This window comes from Streptomyces sp. NPDC034099, from assembly GCF_055575415.1.
Genome location: NZ_JBVISR010000009.1, coordinates 374,876 through 395,396, shown reverse-complemented (window position 1 = coordinate 395,396; position 20,521 = coordinate 374,876). Strand labels below are relative to the sequence as shown.

20 protein-coding genes, 1 pseudogene and 1 riboswitch are annotated in these 20,521 nt (G+C 71.5%); of the genes and pseudogenes, 13 read left to right on the top strand and 8 right to left on the bottom strand.

Annotated features, from left to right (window positions below; translation table 11 throughout):
• From ACZ56V_RS26400 to ACZ56V_RS26390, 3 genes and pseudogenes are all read left to right on the top strand, one after another.
• A pseudogene (locus ACZ56V_RS26400) lies at positions 1-229 on the top strand (aa3-type cytochrome oxidase subunit I); the annotation flags it as partial.
• Positions 226-624 carry a cytochrome c oxidase subunit 4 gene (locus ACZ56V_RS26395; RefSeq protein WP_104635850.1) on the top strand — a complete coding sequence of 133 codons (399 nt, stop codon included), beginning with the start codon at positions 226-228 and terminating at the stop codon, positions 622-624. The pseudogene ACZ56V_RS26400 and the gene ACZ56V_RS26395, both read left to right, overlap by 4 nt.
• Positions 625-754: 130 nt before the next feature.
• Positions 755-2,029 (top strand): L,D-transpeptidase, encoded by a 1,275-nt coding sequence (locus ACZ56V_RS26390; RefSeq protein WP_467383092.1) that lies wholly within the window; start codon positions 755-757, stop codon positions 2,027-2,029.
• 115 nt (positions 2,030-2,144) lie between these two features.
• Here the strand turns inward: ACZ56V_RS26390 and ACZ56V_RS26385 are convergent, their stop codons facing one another.
• A complete protein-coding gene (locus ACZ56V_RS26385) occupies positions 2,145-2,546 on the bottom strand; it encodes a response regulator (RefSeq protein WP_356370959.1) in 402 nt (133 codons plus the stop codon).
• A 198-nt stretch (positions 2,547-2,744) separates the two neighbouring features.
• On the opposite strand from ACZ56V_RS26385, the gene ctaE reads away from it, so the two are divergent.
• From ctaE to ACZ56V_RS26355, 6 genes are all read left to right on the top strand, one after another.
• Entirely contained in the window at positions 2,745-3,365 is a 621-nt protein-coding gene (gene ctaE / locus ACZ56V_RS26380) for an aa3-type cytochrome oxidase subunit III (protein ID WP_003976664.1), read from the top strand.
• Between the two features lie 65 nt (positions 3,366-3,430).
• A complete protein-coding gene (qcrC, locus tag ACZ56V_RS26375; protein ID WP_121712751.1) occupies positions 3,431-4,240 on the top strand; it encodes a cytochrome bc1 complex diheme cytochrome c subunit in 810 nt (269 codons plus the stop codon).
• Complete coding sequence (qcrA, locus tag ACZ56V_RS26370; protein WP_398912849.1) at positions 4,237-5,298, top strand: cytochrome bc1 complex Rieske iron-sulfur subunit; 1,062 nt, start codon at positions 4,237-4,239, stop codon at positions 5,296-5,298. The genes qcrC and qcrA overlap by 4 nt, the downstream gene beginning before the upstream one ends.
• Positions 5,295-6,932 (top strand): cytochrome bc1 complex cytochrome b subunit, encoded by a 1,638-nt coding sequence (gene qcrB, locus ACZ56V_RS26365; protein ID WP_468945660.1) that lies wholly within the window; start codon positions 5,295-5,297, stop codon positions 6,930-6,932. The genes qcrA and qcrB overlap by 4 nt, the downstream gene beginning before the upstream one ends.
• Before the next feature lie 128 nt (positions 6,933-7,060).
• Positions 7,061-8,125 (top strand): anthranilate phosphoribosyltransferase, encoded by a 1,065-nt coding sequence (gene trpD, locus ACZ56V_RS26360; protein ID WP_398912846.1) that lies wholly within the window; start codon positions 7,061-7,063, stop codon positions 8,123-8,125.
• Positions 8,126-8,205: 80 nt separating this feature from the next.
• Positions 8,206-8,322: riboswitch (SAM riboswitch) on the top strand.
• A 146-nt stretch (positions 8,323-8,468) separates the two neighbouring features.
• Positions 8,469-9,854 carry an aminotransferase class V-fold PLP-dependent enzyme gene (locus ACZ56V_RS26355; protein WP_356370971.1) on the top strand — a complete coding sequence of 462 codons (1,386 nt, stop codon included), beginning with the start codon at positions 8,469-8,471 and terminating at the stop codon, positions 9,852-9,854.
• On the opposite strand, the gene ACZ56V_RS26350 is transcribed toward ACZ56V_RS26355, so the two are convergent.
• The 7 genes from ACZ56V_RS26350 to ACZ56V_RS26320 all read right to left on the bottom strand — a co-directional run bounded on the left by ACZ56V_RS26350 (position 9,776) and on the right by ACZ56V_RS26320 (position 16,123).
• Positions 9,776-11,044 (bottom strand): glycerate kinase, encoded by a 1,269-nt coding sequence (locus ACZ56V_RS26350; protein ID WP_468945656.1) that lies wholly within the window; start codon positions 11,042-11,044, stop codon positions 9,776-9,778. The genes ACZ56V_RS26355 and ACZ56V_RS26350 overlap by 79 nt on opposite strands.
• Before the next feature lie 11 nt (positions 11,045-11,055).
• Positions 11,056-12,471: an SLC13 family permease gene (locus ACZ56V_RS26345; RefSeq protein WP_468945653.1), complete on the bottom strand. Its 1,416-nt coding sequence runs from the start codon at positions 12,469-12,471 to the stop codon at positions 11,056-11,058.
• Between the two features lie 56 nt (positions 12,472-12,527).
• Positions 12,528-13,193, bottom strand: a complete 666-nt coding sequence (locus tag ACZ56V_RS26340; protein WP_398912840.1) for a response regulator transcription factor — start codon at positions 13,191-13,193, stop codon at positions 12,528-12,530.
• 19 nt (positions 13,194-13,212) lie between these two features.
• Positions 13,213-14,565, bottom strand: coding sequence for a sensor histidine kinase (locus tag ACZ56V_RS26335; RefSeq protein ID WP_468945679.1), 1,353 nt, complete (start codon positions 14,563-14,565; stop codon positions 13,213-13,215).
• Positions 14,566-14,623: 58 nt separating this feature from the next.
• A complete protein-coding gene (locus ACZ56V_RS26330) occupies positions 14,624-14,908 on the bottom strand; it encodes a small secreted hydrophilic protein (protein WP_398912838.1) in 285 nt (94 codons plus the stop codon).
• 166 nt (positions 14,909-15,074) lie between these two features.
• Positions 15,075-15,356, bottom strand: a complete 282-nt coding sequence (locus tag ACZ56V_RS26325; protein WP_030186400.1) for an Lrp/AsnC family transcriptional regulator — start codon at positions 15,354-15,356, stop codon at positions 15,075-15,077.
• Positions 15,353-16,123 (bottom strand): rhomboid family intramembrane serine protease, encoded by a 771-nt coding sequence (locus ACZ56V_RS26320; RefSeq protein WP_398912836.1) that lies wholly within the window; start codon positions 16,121-16,123, stop codon positions 15,353-15,355. Before ACZ56V_RS26320 ends, ACZ56V_RS26325 begins: the two co-directional genes overlap by 4 nt.
• A gap of 155 nt (positions 16,124-16,278) precedes the next feature.
• Between ACZ56V_RS26320 and ACZ56V_RS26315 the strand changes: the two genes are divergently transcribed.
• The 4 genes from ACZ56V_RS26315 to ACZ56V_RS26300 all read left to right on the top strand — a co-directional run bounded on the left by ACZ56V_RS26315 (position 16,279) and on the right by ACZ56V_RS26300 (position 20,472).
• A complete protein-coding gene (locus tag ACZ56V_RS26315) occupies positions 16,279-16,518 on the top strand; it encodes a hypothetical protein (RefSeq protein ID WP_052841425.1) in 240 nt (79 codons plus the stop codon).
• Positions 16,519-16,580: 62 nt separating this feature from the next.
• A complete protein-coding gene (locus tag ACZ56V_RS26310) occupies positions 16,581-17,924 on the top strand; it encodes an NYN domain-containing protein (protein ID WP_356370986.1) in 1,344 nt (447 codons plus the stop codon).
• A 251-nt stretch (positions 17,925-18,175) separates the two neighbouring features.
• A complete protein-coding gene (locus tag ACZ56V_RS26305; protein ID WP_468945647.1) occupies positions 18,176-19,219 on the top strand; it encodes a C40 family peptidase in 1,044 nt (347 codons plus the stop codon).
• 236 nt (positions 19,220-19,455) lie between these two features.
• The gene (locus tag ACZ56V_RS26300; RefSeq protein ID WP_398912831.1) at positions 19,456-20,472 is read left to right on the top strand and encodes a C40 family peptidase; all 1,017 of its coding nucleotides are present in this window, start codon (positions 19,456-19,458) and stop codon (positions 20,470-20,472) included.
• The last annotated feature ends 49 nt before the right edge of the window (positions 20,473-20,521 follow it).

Below are 20,521 nucleotides of genomic sequence, written 5' to 3'. Positions count from 1 at the left end.
CAAGTACGGCAAGAAGATCGAGGTGGACGACCCGTGGGGCTACGGCCGTTCGCTGGAGTGGGCGACCTCCTGCCCGCCGCCGCGGCACAACTTCCTCACGCTGCCGCGCATCCGCAGTGAATCCCCGGCCTTCGACCTGCACCACCCCGAGATCTCCGCGATCGACCAGCTGGAGAACGTCGGCCACGGTGAGAAGGCCCTCGCCGGCGGCAAGGAGGCCGGGAAGTGAAGATCCAGGGCAAGATGTTCATCTGGTTGAGCGTCTTCATCCTCGCCGTGGCGGTTGTCTACGGCTACTGGTCCAAGGAACCGGCCGGTACCACGGCGCTCTTCCTGGCCTTCGGCCTGGCCATCATGATCGGCTTCTACCTCGCCTTCACGGCGCGGCGGGTCGACGCCGGTGCGCAGGACAACATGGAGGCGGACGTCGCGGACGACGCCGGCGAGGTCGGGTTCTTCAGCCCGCACAGCTGGCAGCCGCTCGCGCTCGCCGTCGGCGGCGCGCTCGCCTTCCTGGGCATCGCGGTCGGCTGGTGGGTGATGTACTTCTCGGCGCCGGTCCTCCTGGTCGGCCTGTTCGGCTGGGTCTTCGAGTACTACCGCGGTGAGAACCGCACCCAGTAGCACGCGTCGAGCACCAAGGGGCCCGGACACTCCGTCAGGAGCGTCCGGGCCCCTTCGTCTGCCGTACCGCCCCTCACCCTTCCGGCTTACCCACCGTGCCGCCGCTGACGTCTCTCCCTAGCGTGAGGCCATGAGCATCACGGTTCACTTCCAGGCGCGGGGGCGTACGGTCGTCGGCTGCACCCTGCTGGTGATCGCCCTCGGCGCGAGCGGCACCGCCTGCCTCGGTGACGACGACAACCCGCTGTCCGCCACGCCCTACGACGCGGCCGGCCAGATCTCCTTCAACGGCCCCACGGAGGCCGGGAAGAAGGCCGACCCGGACAAACCCCTGGAGGTGGTCGCCGAGGGCGCCGACGGGCGCATCACGGACGTCACGGCCATGGACGCGACCGGACGCCAGGTCGCGGGCGAGCTGTCCGCCGACGGCGCCCGCTGGCACAGCACCTCCCCGCTGGCGGCCAACGCCAGCTACACGGTGCGCGTCAGCACCGAGGACGGGGACGGGGCTCCCGGCCGCAAGGTGCTCACCTTCGAGACCGGCAAGCCCGGCGCGAAGAAGACCCTGGACGTCGCCTTCGGGCCCAAGGCGGGCGCGTACGGCGTCGGTCAGCCCGTCACGGCGGAACTGAGCCAGCCGGTCCAGGACCCGGCGCAGCGGGCCATAGTGGAGCGCGCCCTGAAGGTCGACTCCACCCCGGCGGTGCAGGGCGCCTGGTACTGGGTGGACGACAAGAAGCTCCACTACCGGCCCCAGGAGTACTGGCCCGCCCACGCCACCATCAAGGTCCACAGCACCCTGGACGGCATCAAGATCGGCGACCGGATGTGGGGCGGCAAGGCCAAGCCCCTGAAGATCACCACGGACGACCGCGTCGTGGCCGTCACCGACGCCTCCGCGCACACGCTGACCGTCTACCAGGACGGCGAGGCGATCAAGGAGATCCCGGTCACCACCGGCAAGCCCGGCTTCGAGACCCGCAACGGCGTCAAGGTCGTCCTCGGCAAGGAATCCTTCGTACGCATGCGCAGCACCACCGTCGGCATCGCCGAGGGCTCGTCGGAGGCGTACGACCTGCCGGTCTACTGGGCCACCCGCGTGACCTGGAGCGGCGAGTACGTGCACGCCGCCCCCTGGTCCGTCGGCTCCCAGGGCATCGCCAACGTCAGCCACGGCTGCGTCGGCATGAGCACCGACAACGCGGAGTGGTTCTTCAACGCGGTCCAGGAGGGCGACCTCGTCCAGGTCGTCAACTCCGACGGCGAAACGATGGAACCCTTCGGCAACGGCTTCGGCGACTGGAACATGGACTGGGCGAAATGGCGCACCGGCAGCGCCCTGACGGGCGGCACCGGGGCGTCGAACAATCAGGACACGGCAAGACTGCGGCCGACGGTGGTGTAGCGCCCCAAAGGGGCGCGGGGCCGTATCGATGTGCGGCTCCGCCGCGTGGGCGCGACCAGCCACGACGGCGCGGCACCTGCCACAACGACCCGCACCCCCGAGCCGGAAGGCGCCCCTAAACCCCCTGCAGCCGCTTCTCCCGCAGCAGCGCGGCCAGCGCGGACGCGAACTCCACCGGCTCCACCGGCAGCGTCACAGCAGCCTCCGCCCGGCTCCACGTGGCCAGCCACGCGTCCTGCGGCCGTGCGATGAGCAGCAGCACCGGCGGGCACTGGAAGACCTCGTCCTTGATCTGGCGGCACATGCCCATGCCGCCCATGGGCACCGCCTCACCGTCCAGCACGCAGACGTCGATCCCGCCCTTGTCCAGCTCCTTGAGCACGGCGGCCGGGGTGGCGCACTCCACGAACTCGACGACGGGCACGTCCGGAGCCGGCCGGCGGCCGGTCGCGAGCCGCACCTGTTCGCGGGTGTTGGAGTCGTCGCTGTAGACCAGCACCGTGGCGGTCGCCTGCATGCTTCCTCCGATACGCGGTGAGACCGGTGAAGGCTGTCGTAGCCCGTTGGGGCGGATGCTACTCCCTCGAACGTCCCGTCAGCACTGGTTCGGACAGGGCTTCGACGGGCCGTTCGATGGGCCATCCGGGCCGTACAAGCAGGGGGAACACACCGAACGGCACCCCCCGGGGTGAGGGCGGGATAAGCGACCGACATAATGTCGGTCGTGGCGACAGCAACGACAGTAGAAACCGGGCACGCGCACCCGTCGGTCAACCGGCCGAACCTCACCAGCGTCGGAACCATCATCTGGTTGAGTTCCGAGCTGATGTTCTTCGCGGCCCTCTTCGCGATGTACTTCACCCTGCGATCGGTGACCGGCCCGGACTTCTGGTCCGAGAAGGCCGACGCGCTGAACATCCCGTTCTCCGCGACGAACACCACGATCCTGGTGCTCTCCTCCCTCACCTGCCAGCTCGGCGTGTTCGCGGCCGAGCGCGGTGACGTGAAGAAGCTCCGGATGTGGTTCATCGTCACCTTCGTGATGGGTGCGATCTTCATCGGCGGTCAGGTGTTCGAGTACACCGAGCTGGTCAAGCACGAGGGCATCTCGCTCTCGTCGGACCCGTACGGCTCGGCGTTCTACCTGACCACCGGCTTCCACGGACTGCACGTGACGGGCGGCCTCATCGCCTTCCTGCTGGTCCTCGGCCGCACCTACGCGGCCCGGAGGTTCACACACGAGCAGGCGACCGCCGCCATCGTCGTGTCCTACTACTGGCACTTCGTCGATGTGGTCTGGATCGGCCTGTTCGCCACGATCTACCTGATCAAGTAGTCGCGGCACGCACCCGCGCAATACCAGAAGCATCGACGCAGAAGATCCTGACACCGGGGTAATCCGTGAAAAAGCTCTCCGCACGACGACGCCATCCGCTGGCGGCCCTCGTCGTCCTACTCCTCGCGCTGGCATGCACAGGGGGGCTGTACGCCGCGTTCGCACCCGCGAGCAAGGCGCAGGCCGATGAATCCGCCCAGTCCCTCGCCATCGACGAGGGCAAGAAGCTCTACGCCGTCGGCTGTGCCAGTTGCCACGGCACCGGAGGGCAGGGCACCAGCGACGGTCCGAGCCTGGTCGGCGTAGGCGCCGCGGCCGTCGACTTCCAGGTGGGCACCGGCCGTATGCCCGCCCAGCAGCCCGGCGCGCAGGTCCCGAAGAAGAAGGTCATCTACTCCCAGGCGGAGATCGACCAGCTCGCGGCCTACATCGCGTCGCTGGGCGCCGGTCCGGCCATCCCCTCGGAGGAGAAGTACGGCCCCGAGGGCGCGGACATCGCCAAGGGTGGTGAGCTGTTCCGCACCAACTGCGCGCAGTGCCACAACTTCACCGGCAAGGGTGGCGCCCTGACGCACGGCAAGTACGCGCCGAGCCTCGAGGGTGTCGACCCGAAGCACATCTACGAGGCCATGCAGACCGGCCCGCAGAACATGCCCTCCTTCCCCGACACCACCCTGTCGGAGCAGAACAAGAAGGACATCATCGCCTACCTGGACGCGGTCAACGGTGACGACACCGAGAGCCCCGGTGGTCTCAGCCTCGGCGGACTCGGCCCGGTCAGTGAGGGTCTGTTCGCCTGGGTGTTCGGACTGGGCGTGCTGATCGCCGTCGCCGTCTGGGTCGCCGCTCGGACCGCAAAGGCCAAGAAGTCATGAGTAGCCAAGACATTCCAGAAACGAACCTGCCGGCAGAGCAGGACCGCCCGCACGGCGCGGCCGCCCGGCCCGCGGACGAGACCAACCCGTTCGCCGACCCGGGACTGCCGCCCCACGAGCCGCGGGTCCAGGACGTCGACGAGCGGGCCGCCAAGCGGTCCGAGCGCACGGTCGCCCTGCTGTTCACGCTGTCGATGCTGGCCACCATCGGCTTCATCGCCTCGTTCGTGGCGATCCCGGTCGACAAGTCGGTCTACATCTTCCCGCTCGGTCACATCAGTGCGCTGAACTTCGCGCTCGGCATGACGCTCGGCGTCGCGCTGTTCGCCATCGGCGCCGGCGCGGTCCACTGGGCCCGCACCCTGATGTCCGACGAGGAGGTCGCCGACGAGCGTCACCCGATCGAGGCGTCCCCCGAGGTCCGTGCCAAGGTCCACGCGGACTTCAAGCAGGGCGCCAAGGAGTCCGTGATCGGGCGCCGCAAGCTGATCCGCAACACGATGCTGGGCGCGCTCACCCTGGTGCCGCTCTCCGGCGTCGTCCTGCTGCGCGACCTCGGCCCGCTGCCCGGGACCAAGCTCCGCCACACCCTGTGGTCCAAGGGCAAGCTCCTCGTCAACATGAACACCAACGAGCCGCTGCGTCCCTCCGACGTCGCGGTGGGTTCGCTCACCTTCGCCATGCCCGAGGGCCTGGAGGAGCACGACGAGGACTTCCAGAACGAGATCGCCAAGGCGGCCCTGATGATCATCCGGCTGGAGCCGGAGGCCATCAAGGACAAGCGCGAGCTCGAGTGGTCGCACGAGGGCATCGTGGCGTACTCGAAGATCTGCACCCACGTCGGTTGCCCGATCTCCCTGTACGAGCAGCAGACGCACCACGCGCTCTGCCCCTGCCACCAGTCCACCTTCGACCTTGCCGACGGCGCCCGGGTCATCTTCGGTCCCGCCGGTCACGCCCTGCCGCAGCTGCGCATCGGCGTGAACGACGAGGGTTACCTCGAAGCGCTCGGCGACTTCGAAGAGCCCGTCGGTCCTGCTTTCTGGGAGCGCGGATGAGTACTGCAGCCAACGAAGCGCCCCGCTCACGCGGGAAGGCACCGGCCGGCGAGCGCGTCGCCGACTGGGCCGACGGCCGGCTGGGGATCTACTCCCTGGCCAAGGCCAACATGCGCAAGATCTTCCCCGACCACTGGTCGTTCATGCTGGGTGAGGTCTGCCTCTACAGCTTCATCATCATCATCCTCACGGGTGTGTACCTGACGCTGTTCTTCCACCCGTCGATGGCCGAGGTCGAGTACCACGGCTCGTACGTGCCGCTGCAGGGCCAGATGATGAGTGAGGCGTACGCCTCCACTCTGGACATCAGCTTCGACGTCCGCGGCGGTCTGCTGATCCGGCAGATCCACCACTGGGCCGCGCTGATCTTCCTGGCCGGCATGTTCGTGCACATGATGCGCGTCTTCTTCACCGGCGCGTTCCGCAAGCCGCGCGAGGTCAACTGGCTGTTCGGCTTCCTGCTGCTCGTCCTCGGCATGTTCACCGGTTTCACCGGCTACTCGCTCCCGGACGACCTGCTCTCGGGCACCGGCATCCGCTTCATGGAGGGCGCGATCCTGTCCGTGCCGATCGTCGGCACGTACATCTCGTTCTTCCTCTTCGGCGGGGAGTTCCCCGGCCACGACTTCGTGTCCCGGTTCTACTCGATCCACATCCTGCTGCTGCCGGGCATCATGCTCGGCCTGCTGGTGGGCCACCTGATCCTGGTCTTCTACCACAAGCACACGCAGTTCGCGGGTCCCGGCAAGACCAACAAGAACGTCGTCGGCATGCCGCTGCTGCCGGTCTACACGGCGAAGGCCGGAGGCTTCTTCTTCCTGGTCTTCGGTGTGATCGCCGTCGTGTCGGCCATCGCCACGATCAACCCGATCTGGGCCATCGGCCCGTACCGCCCCGACCAGGTCTCCACCGGCGCCCAGCCGGACTGGTACATGGGCTTCTCCGAGGGCCTGATCCGTGTGATGCCTGGCTGGGAGATCAACTTCTGGGGTCACACACTCGTCCTCGGCGTGCTGATCCCGCTGATCATCTTCCCGCTGGTCCTGGCGGCGATCGCGGTCTACCCGTTCATCGAGTCCTGGGTCACCGGCGACAAGCGCGAGCACCACATCCTGGACCGCCCGCGCAACGCCCCGACCCGTACGGCCTTCGGTGTCGCCTGGCTGACGGTCTACTTCGTGCTGCTGATCGGTGGCGGCAACGACCTGTGGGCCACCCACTTCCACCTGTCGATCAACGCGATCACCTGGTTCGTCCGCATCGCGTTCTTCGTCGGCCCGGTCGTCGCCTTCATCGCCACCAAGCGGATCTGCCTCGGCCTCCAGCGCCGGGACAAGGACAAGGTGCTGCACGGACGCGAGTCCGGCATCATCAAGCGCCTGCCGCACGGTGAGTTCATCGAGGTGCACGAGCCGCTCAGCCAGGAGCAGCTGCACACGCTCACGGCGCACGAGCAGTACAAGCCGGCCGAGATCGGCCCGACGGTCGACGAGAACGGCGTCGAGCGCAGGGCGACGGGCACGCAGAAGCTCCGCGCCAAGCTCAGCGAGGCCTACTACGGCGAGGAGTCGCAGATTCCGAAGCCGACCGTCGAGGAGTACAAGGAGATCACGAGCGGCCACGGCCACCACTGACCCTCCAGCGTCGCCACACCACGGTCGAAGGGCCCCGTTCCGTTCTGCGGACGGGGCCCTTCGCCGTGCCCGGGGCTGGATAGGGTGGGAACACGATTCCGTCGACGACACACGATTCAGGAGCGGCTATGAGCGCTGTGACCCCCGCTGGAGGCGACACCACGGCGGACCGCTCCTGGCCCGCCCTGCTGAACGGACTGCTGGACGGCCGCGATCTGAGCGCGGACGACACCGCCTGGGCGCTGGACGTGATCATGCGCGGTGAGGCGACCGACGCACAGATCGCCGCCTTCGCGGTGGGCCTGCGGTTCAAGGGCGAGACCGTCGAGGAGATCTCGGGGCTCGTCCGCACCATGTACGAGCACGCCAACGTGATCGAGGTGCCGGGGGAGACCGTCGACATCGTCGGCACCGGCGGCGACGGCGCCAAGACGGTCAACATCTCCACCATGTCGGCGATCGTCGTGGCCGGCACGGGGGCGAAGGTCGTCAAGCACGGCAACCGGGCCGCCTCCTCGGCGTCCGGGGCCTCCGACGTCCTGGAGAAGCTCGGCGTCAACCTGGAGCTGACGCCGAAGCGGGTGGCGGAGGTCGCCGAGGAAGCCGGCATCACCTTCTGCTTCGCGGTGAAGTTCCATCCGGCGCTGCGCCACGTGGCGGCGGCCCGCGGTCAGCTCGGCATCCGCACGGTGTTCAACTTCCTGGGCCCGCTGACCAACCCCGCCCGGGTGAAGGCCCAGGCGATCGGGGTCGCCCACGCCCGGATGGCGCCGATCATCGCCGGTGTCTTCGCCGAGCGCGGCCACTCGTCCCTGGTCTTCCGCGGCGACGACGGCCTCGACGAGCTGACGACCACCGCCACGTCCCGGGTCTGGACCGTGCGCGACGGCCGCGTGACCGAGGAGACCTTCGACCCGCGGGACGTCGGCATCGAGCTGGTGCCGGTCGAGGCGCTGCGCGGCGCCGACGCCTCCTACAACGCCGATGTCGCCCGCCGCCTGCTGGCCGGCGAGACGGGTCCGGTACGGGACGCGGTCCTGCTGAACTCGGCGGCGGCCCTGGTCGCCCTGAGCCCCGGCGAGGAGCCCCTGGCGGCGCAGCTGCGGGCCGGGATGGAGCGGGCGGCCGAGGCGATCGACTCGGGCGCCGCCAAGGGCGTCCTGGACCGCTGGGTGGCCGCGAGCCACGCGTAGCGGCCCCCGTGTGTGACGTGCGTCCCGCGATCCGGACTCGGGTTGCGGGGCGCCGATCCTTTCCCCTAGGTTTTTCGACAGGTCATGAGTGACAGTCAAGAGGCCCCGGCCGACTGTCCGGCAACCCTCCGTCCGTGGCGGGGTGCCCCGGGTGAAGACCAGGTCGTGGACAGCAAGGTCCACGGCAAGCGCGGACCCCTCGCGAAACCAGGGGTCCTGGGTCGTTTGAGGGAGTCCCCCGTGAACCAGCGAATGCGATAGGGCGCAGAGCCCCGCCTCCGCACGCCGTTTCTCACTTCACTTCACAGCGCCTGCTGCGCGCTGGTCCTCACGGGAGTCCGTCATGTCCGTACCCACCGCTGTCGCCACCCCGCTGCCCGTCCTCGGCCGCGACGTCACCGTGCCGCTCGTCACCGGCGGGGAGGTCACCTACGCCGCGCTCGACTACGCCGCCAGCGCGCCCGCGCTCCAGCGGGTCTGGGACGACGTGGCCGCCTACGCCCCGTACTACGGCAGCGTCCACCGGGGCGCCGGGTACCTCTCGCAGCTGTCGACCGACCTGTTCGAGAACGCCCGCAGGACCGTCGCCGAGTTCCTCGGCTGCCGGGACGAGGACCAGGTGGTCTTCACCCGGTCCACCACCGACTCCCTGAACCTGCTCGCCGCCGCGCTGCCCGCCCACTGCCGGGTCTTCGTCTTCGAGACCGAGCACCACGCCTCGCTGCTGCCCTGGCGGAACGCCGACGTGACCTACCTCGACGCCCCGCGCACCCCCGCGCAGGCCGTCGAGACCCTGGAGCGGGCCCTCGCCGCCCGCGAGCCGTACGGGCCCGCCCTGGTCTGCGTCACCGGCGCCTCCAACGTCACCGGCGAGCTGTGGCCGGTGCGGGAACTGGCCGCCGCCGCCCACGCGCACGGCGCCCGGATCGTGCTGGACGCCGCCCAGCTCGCCCCGCACCACCCGGTGTCGGTGGCCGGCCTGGACGTGGACTGGGTCGCCTTCTCCGGGCACAAGCTGTACGCGCCCTTCGGCTCCGGCGTGCTGGCCGGGCGGGCCGACTGGCTGCGCGAGGCCGAGCCGTACCTGGCCGGCGGCGGTGCCAGCCGCAGCGTCTCCCGGCGCGCGGACGGCGGCGTGGACGTGCGGTGGCACGACAGCGCCGCGCGGCACGAGGCCGGGTCGCCCAACGTCATCGGCGCCTACGCGATCGCCTCCGCCTGCAAGGCGCTCACCGAGGCCGGGTTCGACACGCTGGTCGCCCGCGAGGAGTACCTGATCGGCAAGGTGCGCGAGGGCCTGGCCGAGGTGCCCGAGGTGCGGATCCTGTCCCTGTTCGGGGACGACGCGCCCCGGGTCGGCGTCCTCTCCTTCGTCGTCGAGGGCTGGAACAGCTCCCACTTCGCCGCCGCGCTCTCCGCCGAGTACGGCATCGGGGTGCGCGACGGCCTGTTCTGCGCCCACCCGCTGGTGCGCACCCTGCTCGGCAGCGACCCCCAGACGCAGGGCGAGTGCGGGGCGCCGGAGGCGGCGCCCGGCGAGAAGTCCCTCAACGCCATCCGCGTCAGCTTCGGCGCGGGCACCCCGGACGAGCACGTCGAGCGGTTCGTGGACGCCGTCAGGGAACTGGTGAGCGACGGCGCCCGGTGGAACTACCGCACCGAGGACGGGCGCTGCGTGCCCGACACCACCTCAGCCGCTCCCGCCCCAGCGGCCGGTACCGGCGCCTGAGCCGCCCGGCCCGGCAGCCGCGACCCCAGCACGACCATCCGCAACGCCCGCTCCGTGGCGTCCGTGAGGAGTTCGGAGGCGCGCACCAGCGCGTCCGCCAGGGCCATCGGCGCCGGCATGATCCCGTGGCAGGCGTCCACCCCCGGCACCTCGTGCGCGCCCTCGCCGAGCGTGCCGGCCAGGGCGATCACGGGCCGGCCGGAGAGCTTGGCGCGGCGGGCCACCTCGGCCGGGACCTTGCCGCGCGGCGTCTGGTGGTCCAGGGCGCCCTCGGCGGTGAGCACCAGGTCGGCGCGGGCGAGGCGGGCGTCCAGGTCCACATGGTCCAGGAGCAGGTCGAAGCGGGGCAGCAGCCGGGCGCCGACCGCGGCGAGACCCGCGCCGAGACCGCCGGAGGCGCCGGTGCCCGCACCCGTACGCAGGTCGGTGTCGACGACACCGAGGTCGCGGGTGAGGACGCGCGCCCAGTTCTCCAGCCCGGCCGACAACTCCTCGACCTGCGCGGGCGTCGCCCCCTTCTGCGGTCCGAACACCCGGGCCACGCCCCGCTGTCCGCACAGCACGTTGTACGGGTTGCAGGCGACCAGCAGCTCGGTGTCCCTCAGCCGGACGTCCAGACCGGACGGGTCGATGCGGACGAGGCGGTTCAGCTCCCGTCCGCCGGGCGCCAGTTCGAAGCCGTCCGCGTCCAGCAGCCGGGCCCCGAGCGCCTGGAGCGCGCCCGCGCCCCCGTCGGACGTGCCCGAGTCGCCGCAGCCGACCAGGACGCGCCGCACCCCGGTGTCCAGCGCGGCGCGGACCAGCTCGCCGACGCCGTACGTGGTTGTGACGCCGGGGTCGCGCAGGGCGCGGGGAACCAGGGACAGGCCCGCGACGGCCGCCATCTCCACCACCGCCGTGTCCCGGGCGCCGAGCAGCGCGAAGTGGGTGCCGACCCGGTCGCCGACCGGCCCGGTGGCGGCCAGCGCGACCAGCCGCCCGCCGGTCGCCGAGGCCAGCGCCACGGCGGTGCCCTCGCCGCCGTCGACCAGGGGGATCCGGTCGATCTCGGCGTCCGGCAGCACCCGGCGGACGCCCGCCGCGATGGCGTCGGCGGCGGCCTGGGCGGACAGGGACTCCTTGAAGCCGCTGGGCGCGACGACGACACGGCTCAGTACACGGGAGGGAGAGGACACGGACGGAGAAGACACGGACGGCTCCTTCAGCGGGTCACGGGCACGCCGAGCAGCGGCCAGACCGCGGCGGCGAAGAACAGCACGAGCAGGGCGGTCAGCGGCGCCAGGACGGCGGACAGCCGCAGCAGGTCGCGCGGGGTGTAGGTGGGGACGCCGGGCACGTCGGAGAAGAGCGTGACCGGCTTGGCGGAGGCCGGCAGCGTGTGGCAGAACCCGGCCGCCGCCGTGGAGGCGAGCGCGGCGGCGACCGGGTTGACCCCGGCGCCGACGGCCGCCGCGATCACCAGCGGGACCAGGACGGAGGAGCGGGCCGAACGGGACTGCAGGACCAGGTGGGCCGCCGTACTCACCGCGACCACCACGCCGAGGAAGACACCCGGGGCGACGTCCGCGGGCAGCCCCGACACCAGCCACTTCGCGGCACCGGAGTCGGCCAGCGCGACGCCCATCGCCATCGTGGCCGCCATGAACAGCAGCAGCGACCAGGGGACGGTCTTCAGCGCGTCCTTGAGCCGTACGGTGCCCAGCGCGGGGGAGGAGGCGACGACCGTGCCGATCAGCGCCACGACGGCGGGGGAGACCTGGTGCAGGGGCTCGCCGCACCACAGGGCCACCACCGTGGCCAGCAGCAGCGCGCAGCGCTTCTCCGGCTGCGTCCACGGGCCGGTGACCGGGCTCTCGCTGTGCCGCTGCATCTCCTCGGCGGTGATCCGGACCGGGCCCGCGCGGTCCGCGCGCCGCGTGGTCGTCAGCAGGACCGTCTCGGCGGCGAGGTGGGAGGAGGCGACCGCCAGCGGCAGGCCGAGCAGCAGCCACTGGGTGAAGCCGATCCGGTCCCCGGTCGCCTCCCACAGCACCGACACCGTGATCAGATGTGCACCCGCACCGATCAGGGTCGCCACCGCGGACAGCAGGATCACGGTCGGGAACAGCAGCGCCAGCATCACGACCAGTCGCTTCCGGTCGGCGAGCGCCTTGGCGAGGGCGAGGAACACCGGTAGCGCGAGCGCCGCCCGGCCCGAGGTGGCCGGCACCGCGAAGGCGGTGACGACCAGCGCGGCCGTCGTCAGGTGCGCCAACTGCCGCACCGTGCGCGCCCCGCCCACCAGGAACGCCGCCGCCCGCCCCGCGAGCCCCGTCCGGGCGACCGCGGCGGCCAGCACGAACGCGCAGATCAGCAGCCACACGGTGGCGTCGCCCAGGGTGCCGAAGAGGGTGTCGCTGCTGATGACGCCGGTCGCGGTCAGCGCCAGCCCGGCACCCAGCGCGATGTACGTGTCGTCGACCGGCGTACCGATCCAGGCGCAGGTGGCCAGCGCGAACACGGCGAGGGTGAGGCGCGCGTCACCGCCCAGGGCGGGGAAGTTGGCGGGGACCGCCAGCAGCGCGCACAGGGACAGCGCCACGCACAGGGCCGCCGCGAGGCGGAGGTTCGACGTCACGCCTCGAGCGTCCACGGGCGCGGTGAGCCCTCAATGAGGGTCACATGAAGGGAACTTCACCAGGTCGGCAGCCGGTAGCCCATCCCGCGCACGGTCTCCACCTGCTGGGCGCCGAGCTTCTTGCGCAGGGCCCGCACGTACACGTCCACGATGTTGGAGCCCGGGTCGAAGTCGTAGCCCCACACGTGCGACAGGATCTGCTCGCGGGACAGCACCTGCCCCGGGTGGCGCAGGAACAGCTCCAGGAGCACGAACTCACGGGCCGTCAGGTCCACCGTGCGGCCCTGGGCGCGGGCCCGGCGGGTGCGCAGGTCGAGGCTGAGCGACCCCGACCTCAGCACCGTCACCTCCGGCGCCCTGGCCGCCGTGCGCAGGCGCAGCCGCACCCGGGCGAGCAGTTCCTCGAAGCGGAACGGCTTGGTCATCCAGTCGTCGGCGCCGCCCTCCAGACCGGCCACCGTGTCCCGTACCGAGTCCCGGGCGGTCAGCACGATCACCGGGGTGGTCACCCGGGCCTCACGCAGCTCCCGCAGGACCGTGAAGCCGTCCCGGCCGGGCAGCCCGATGTCCAGGACGACGAGGTCGAAGCCCCCGGTGAGGGCGTACTCGTAGGCGGCGTCGCCGTCGGCGACCGCGGTGGTGGTGAAGCCGTTGGCGCGCAGGCCCTTCTCGACGAAGGAGGCGATGCGCTCCTCGTCCTCGACGATGAGGATGCGGTTCATGGGAGCCTCTTCTTCGGGGTCAGTCCAGTGTGAGTACGAAGGTGGCGCCGCCGCCCTCGGTGGTGCGCAGGTCGACCCGGCCGCCGTGGCCCTCGGCGATCGCCCGGACGATCGACAGCCCGAGCCCGGCGCCCGTGCCGCGCACCCCGCGCCGGGCCGTGCCGCGCCGGAACCGCTCGAAGATCACCTCGGCGTCCTGCGGCTGGACGCCGGGGCCGGAGTCGGCGACGTACAGCTCGACGCGCGGGCCGTCGGCGCGGGAGCCTATGCGGACCCGCTGGCCGGTGGTGGTGTGCTGCACGGCGTTCTGCGCGAGCTGCACCAAGGCCTGGGTGATCCGCTGCGGGTCGAGGTGGGCCTCGCGGTCGGCGACCGAGTCCAGCACCCACTCCCGGTCGCCCAGGGTGCGGGCCTTGACGTAGACGTCGGCGGTGAGTTCGGCCAGCTGCACCGGTTCGGGGGTGACGAAATCGGGGCGTTCGGCCTTGGCGAGCAGCAGCAGGTCCTCGACGATGCGGCTCATCCGGTCGAGTTCGTCGGTGACGAGGCGGACGGTCTCCTCGCGCTCCGCGGGATCGTCGCCCATCAGCTCCAGGTGGCCGCGCACGATGGTGATCGGCGTGCGCAGCTCGTGGCCCGCGTCGTCGACGAACCGGCGCTGGGTGGCGAAGGCGCGCTCCAGGCGGTCCAGCATGGCGTTGAACGTCTCGGCGAGCGCCGCCACGTCGTCGTGGCCGTGCACCGGGATGCGCCGGGTCAGGTCCTGCTCGGTGAGCTGGGCCGCGGTCGTGCGCACCAGCCGCACCGGTTTCAGGATGCGGCCCGCGACCACCCAGGCGATGCCGGTCGTCATCAGCAGGGCGACGCCGGAGATGGCGAGCAGGACGCGGAACACCTCGTCCGCGCGCGCCTGTTCGCGCCCCGGGTGGAAGGCGACCACGAAGGCGGCCGCCGGTTCACCGCCGTAGCGGGCCACGGTGACCTTGGCCCAGCGGATCTCGCCCTCGGGCCGGTCCAGGACGCCGGTGGGGTCGGGGGAGGCGTAGATGCGGCGCCGGGCGTCGGCGTCCTCGTGCAGGGGCCGGCCGACCGGGATCTCGCGCTGCTGGATGATCTGGGTGGGCCTGCTGCCCACCTCGCCGACCAGGCCGACCAGTTCCTCGTCCAGGTCGGCGTACTGCCGCTCCAGGAAGACCCGCAGCAGCCGGCCCGGGTCGGTGAAGGGGCGGCCGGTCTCCGGATCGAAGCCCTGTTCCTCGAAGTTGGCGAACTCGCCCGCCTCCTGCGCGAGCAGGCCGTTGATCCGCTGGTCGGTGTCGCGCAGCAGGATCGAGCGGGTGGTCGCCGCCACCGAGGCCAGCGCGACGGCCATCACGAGCAGCAGCCACAGCAGGATGCGGACCCGGGCCGAGACCCGGCGGCGCTCGCGCTCACCCGTCGCCGGGTCCGTCGTCGGTGTCGCCGCCCCGGTCGTCGTCATCGTCGTCATCCGAAGGGCCGTCGGTGACCGGCGGCCGCGTCACCACCTGGTCGCTGGGCGTCGGCTCGGGCGAGGAGGAGGCCGGCTTCGGGGTGGGGGAGCCGCTCTCCAGCTCCACCTTGGCCGGGACCCTGGGCTCCTGCGGGCTGTCGGTCAGGGCGAAACTGGTCGCGGCGATGCCGAGGGGGATCAGGACGACGGCCGCGAGGGCCGCCATGCGGCGGGAGAAGACCATGCCTGGGATTCTGGGCGAGGATTCCGGCGGGCCGGATGAGCAGCGGGTGAAGAACTCTTCATCCGGGGCCCGGCTCGTCGGTCGTCTGCGGCGCCGTCGTGACTGGTCGCGCCCACGCGGCGGAGCCGCACATCGATACAGCCCCGCGCCCCTTCGGGGGCGCGTCTCAGTTGTCCAGGCCGATCGCGAACGCCGCTTCCAGGTCGTGCTGGGAGTAGGTGCGGAAGGCCACGTGGGTGTCGGTGCCCTCCACGCCCGGGATCTTGCTGATCCGGCCGGGGATGACCTCGGCCAGGTCCTCGTGCTTGCTCACCCGCACCATGGCGATCAGGTCGTAGGTGCCGGTCACGGAGAAGACCTCGCTGACGCTCTCCAGCGCGGCGATCTGCTCCGCGATCTCGGGAATGCGGTCCACGCTGGTCTTGATGAGGACGATCGCGCTGATCACGGCTGGTTCTCTCCCTCGGGCGCCGCCACTGGAACGCCACCAACTCTAGTCCCACGTCCGAACCGCACCCAGGCGAAGGCGAAGCCCAGCCCGAAGCCCACCAGGTGCGCGAGGTACGCCACCCCCGGCCCGTCCCCGGCCCGCCCCGCCGCCAGCCACTGAAGGGTCACCCAGAACGGCAGCACGACCCAGGCCGGGAAGCGCAGCGGCAGGAAGAAGAGGAAGGGCAGGAGGCTGGTCACGCGGGCCCGCGGGAAGAGGAACAGGAACGCGCCGAGCACCGCGGAGATCGCCCCGGAGGCGCCGACCAGGGACTCCTGGGAGTGGGCGTTGGCGCCCGCGTAGCCCAGCAGGGCCAGGTAGCCGCAGCCGAGGTAGAACAGGGCGAACTGGAGCCGGCCCATCCGTTCCTCGGTCATCGCGCCGAAGACGTAGAGGAAGAGCATGTTGCCCAGCAGGTGCACCCAGCTGCCGTGGACGAACAGCGCCGTGGCCGGGGTGAGCGCCGATCCGGGGGAGTCCTCGAACAGTTCTGCGGGGATCACGCCCCAGCGCCGGAAGTAGGCGCGCTGCGCCGCCAGCAGCTCCTCCCCGGTGCCGTACACCGGGTTCAGGCCCGCTGCAGGGCTGATCAGGAACAGCAGACAGCACAGCGTGATCAGCGTGTACGTCACCGGCGCCGCCCGGCGCCGCGGCGAGCGGGCCCCGGCCAGCGCCCCGACCGCGGAGACCGTTGTGCGGACCGCCTTGCTCCAGTTGCGGATCATGGACACAGAGCATGACGTAACGGGCGCGAGGGCTCATAGCGCCTCGCCGCCGTGGACACGCGGGCGTCGGGTACCCGCCAGGCCGTAGGGTTACGTGCCACACGCCCCGGGGAGCCCGGCGCGTCACCGACACCGGAAGAGAGCGAACAGCCACGATGACGGTTCCCCTGCCGACCGACACGACGCGGTGGCGCTGCACCCTCTGCGGCAACCTCACCCGCTTCGACGTGACCCGGGCCTCGAAGGTCGTCGAGTACGTGCACCTCGATCTGGCCGGTGAGCCGACGGTGGAGGAGCGCGAGGTGCTCAGTGAGACCATCGAGTCGGTGCGGTGCCGCTGGTGCAACGCCGTGGACCAGGTGGAACTCGTGGACAGGCCGGGTGCCGCCTCCTGAGCGGAGCGGCCCCGCACAAGGCGATTCCGGCCCGGGATCGCCCTGAGACATTGGGGTGACGGATGGTGGAGACACACGGCGGGGGGCCGGGCGACGGCGCCGCTGAGGTGCTCGACCGCCCGCTGCCCGACGGCGTGCGCCGCCGGGTCGTGCAGATCGTGTCCGACGGCTTCGGCTCGCTCACCCTCGGTGAGCTGCCCGCGCAGCTCAGGCAGTACGCCAGGTTCGCCCCGAACCGCAGGGCCAAGTTCGCCGGCAACGCCATGGCCGCCGCCGTGGAGACCGACCCGCTCTTCCGCCAGCGCATCGGAGAGAAGTTCCGCGACACCCAGCCGGAACTGGCCGACGCCCTGGACGCCGGGTCCGCGCTCCCGGCCGCCGACCCGCTGGACGTGGCCGCCGCGGCCTACGTGCTGCGCCCGCACGGCTGGGTGAAGCTGGTCACCGCCGCCGGCGAGGAGGCGCAGCGCGCGGACGCCGAGCGGGCCGACGAGGAGAACCGCGCGGAGCTGGAGCGGCTGCACGAGGAGCTGGCCCGGGCACGGGAGCACACCAAGGCCGAGACCGAGCGGCTGCGCGCCGAACTGGACGCGGCGAAGCGGGAGGCCGAGTCGCTGCACCGCAAGCTGCGCTCCGCCCTCAGCGACGTCAAGCGCGGCGAGGCGGCGCTGCGCAAGGTCCAGGCCGAGCTGGACTCCGTGCGGGCCGAGGGGCAGACCCAGGTGTCCGCCGCCGAGAGCGAGACCCGGCGGCTCAAGGCCCGCCTGGGGGAGGCCGAGGCGGCCCTGGAGGCCACCCGCAAGGCCGCCCGCGAGGGGCGCAGCGTCGAGGACATGCGCGTACGGCTGCTCCTGGACACCCTCCTCGACGCCACTCAGGGGCTGCGCCGCGAGCTGGCGCTGCCCCCGGTGTCCGTGCGGCCCGCCGAGACCGTGGACGCGGTCGAGCCGGGCCGGATGACGCCGAAGGACATCGCCAACCGGGCCCTGTCCGAGAACGACCCGGCGATCCTCGACCAGTTGCTGGCGCTGCCCCAGGCGCACCTGGTCGTGGACGGCTACAACGTCACCAAGACCGGTTATCCGCAGATGCCGCTGGAGAAGCAGCGGCTGCGGCTGCTCGGCCAGCTCTCCCAGCTCGCCGCGCAGACCGGCGCCGAGATGACCTGTGTCTTCGACGGGGCCGAACTCGTGGCGCCGGTGCTGCTCGCGCCGCCGCGCGGAGTGCGCGTGCTGTTCTCCAAGCCCGGTGTCACCGCCGACGAGCTGATCCGCCAACTGGTGCGGGCCGAGCCGCCGGGACGGCCGGTCATCGTCGTCTCCACCGACCGCGAGGTCGCCGACGGCGTGGCGCGCGCGGGCGCACGCCCGGTGGCGTCCGCGGTGCTCCTCAAGCGGCTTTCCTAGTCGGCCGTCGGCTTCCGGCCACTTCTCTTCACTTCCGTACCAACCGTAACGTAGGCGCTCTATGCCCGAATTGACGGAACCGTCACGCAACGTAGTGTCAAAAGAGGGTCACTGCAGGTGAGTTACGGCGAAAAACGCGGTGCGTAACCGTGATTTTTCGGCGGAGGATTTGAACTGATCACGAGTGGGTCACTAGGGTCACCCTTCGAACCCTCGAACGGGTGATCCCTCTCAAGAAGGAGCTCGTCTCCGTGGCGTCCCACCGTCGTCCCAAGCAGCCGAGCCGCACGCGCGTGACCGTGCTCACCACCGCTGCCGCCGCCGCTGTCGCTCTCAGCTCCCAGGCCGCCAACGCCGCCCCGAGCGAGAAGCCGAGCAAGGACGAGGTCAAGGCGAAGGTCGACAAGCTCTACGAGGAGGCCGAGCAGGCCACCGAGAAGTACAACGGCGCCAAGGAGAAGCAGGAGAAGCTCCAGAAGGAGGTCTCCACCATCCAGGACAACGTCGCCCGCGGCCAGGAGGAGCTCAACGAGCTGCGCGACGGCCTCGGTTCGATGGCCAGCGCCCAGTACCGCTCCGGCGGCATCGACCCCTCCCTCCAGCTCTTCCTGTCCGCCGACCCGGACAACTACCTGGACAAGGCCTCCACCCTGGACCAGCTGAGCGGTCAGCAGGTCGAGGCGCTGAAGAAGATCCAGGTCAAGCAGCGCGACCTCGCCCAGCAGCGCTCCGAAGCGTCCGAGAAGCTCAAGGACCTCTCCGCCACCCGCACCGAACTGGGCAACAAGAAGAAGGAAGTCCAGGGCAAGCTCTCCTCCGCGCAGAAGCTGCTCAACACGCTGACCGCGCAGGAGAAGGCCGCCCTCCAGCAGGAGGAGCAGCGCTCCAACCGCGCCAGCGAGCGCCAGGTGCTCACCGGCGGCAGCTCCGCCCCCGCCTCCGGCCGCGCGGGCGCCGCCTTCGCCGCCGCCCAGAGCAAGATAGGCACGCCCTACGTCTACGGCGCCACCGGGCCGTCCTCCTTCGACTGCTCGGGCCTGACCTCCTGGGCGTACGCGCAGGCCGGCGTCGGCATCCCGCGCACCTCCCAGGCGCAGGCCAACTACGGCACGCGCATCTCCTCGATGAACGACCTCCAGGTCGGCGACCTCGTCTTCTTCTTCAGCGACCTGCACCACGTCGGCCTCTACGCCGGCAACGGCCAGGTCCTGCACGCGCCGCGCACCGGCACGAACGTCCGCTACGAGTCGATGGGCACCATCGGCGGCCCGTTCATGTTCGGCGTACGGGTCTGACCGTGCCCCGCGTACGGGTCTGACCCGGACGCCCCGCGCCACCCGAAGTCACCCCCGCCGTACCGCCCGTTCGGGCGAATCACGCCCGGGCCCTGTGACCCCCCGCCCCGCCGGTGACCTGCGTCAGCGGCGGGGCGTCGTGTCGCGCGGCCCCTCAGGTCGTTGGCCGGTGCCCCGCCGTGGGGTTACTGTCTGCCGCGTTTCCCCGTCCGCCAGCGGAAGGAGTGCGGCTTCCCGTGGGGTCCCATCGCCGCCTTGCACCATCCGGGTTCGACCGTGGCTCCACCGCCGCCGTCGGCCTCCTCTCCGTGGCCGCCGCACTCCTGGGCGCCGTACCGGCCGCGGCCGCTCCGCACGACGACCGGCGGGCGGAGGTGGACCGCCTGCGCACCGAGGCGGAGCAGGCGACCGAGGCCTACAACAAGGCCGACGCCCGCACCGACGCGCTGCGCGAGGAGGTCACGACCGCGCAGGATTCCATCGCCCGGCAGCAGCAGCGCGTCAACACCATGCGGGACGCCCTCGGCTCGCTGGCCGGCGCCCAGTACCGCTCCGGCGGCATCGACCCGTCGCTGGCGCTGCTGCTCTCCGCCGAACCGGACGACTACCTCGACCGGGCCTCCGTGCTCGACCGGATCACCACCCGCCAGGCGGGTGAGCTGAGGGAGCTCCAGCAGGCGATGCGCGACCTCGCCCAGGACCGGGCCGAGGCGGCCCGCAAGCTCACCGAGCTGGAGAAGGGCCGCAAGGCCGTCGCGGCCCACAAGAAGACCGTGGAGCGCAAGCTGGCCAAGGCCCGCGCGCTGCTCGCCGCCCTGCCGGACGACGAGCGCGCCGCCTACGGGCGCGGCTCCCGCTCGGGCCGCGAGGACCTGACCGCCCTCGCCGGGGCCACCGCTCCCGCCTCCGGCAGGGCCGGGGCGGCCTTCGCCGCCGCCCGCTCCGCCCTCGGCAAGCCCTACGTCTGGGGCGCCAACGGCCCCTCCGGCTTCGACTGCTCGGGCCTGACCCAGTGGGCCTACGCGCAGGCCGGGGTCGGGCTGCCCCGCACCTCGCAGGCGCAGTCGGGCGCCGGGCGGCGGGTGTCCCTGGCCGAGGCACGGCCCGGCGACCTGGTCGCCTACCGCGACGACGCCAGCCACATCGGCATGTACGCGGGCAACGGCCAGGTCATCCACGCGCCCTACCCCGGCGCGCCGGTGCGCTACGACCCGGTCGGCATGATGCCGATCTCCTCGGTCACCCGGGTGTGACCCCGCGGCCGCCCCCGGCCCCCGCGCTCCCCTCGCCCGGTGCCTTCCG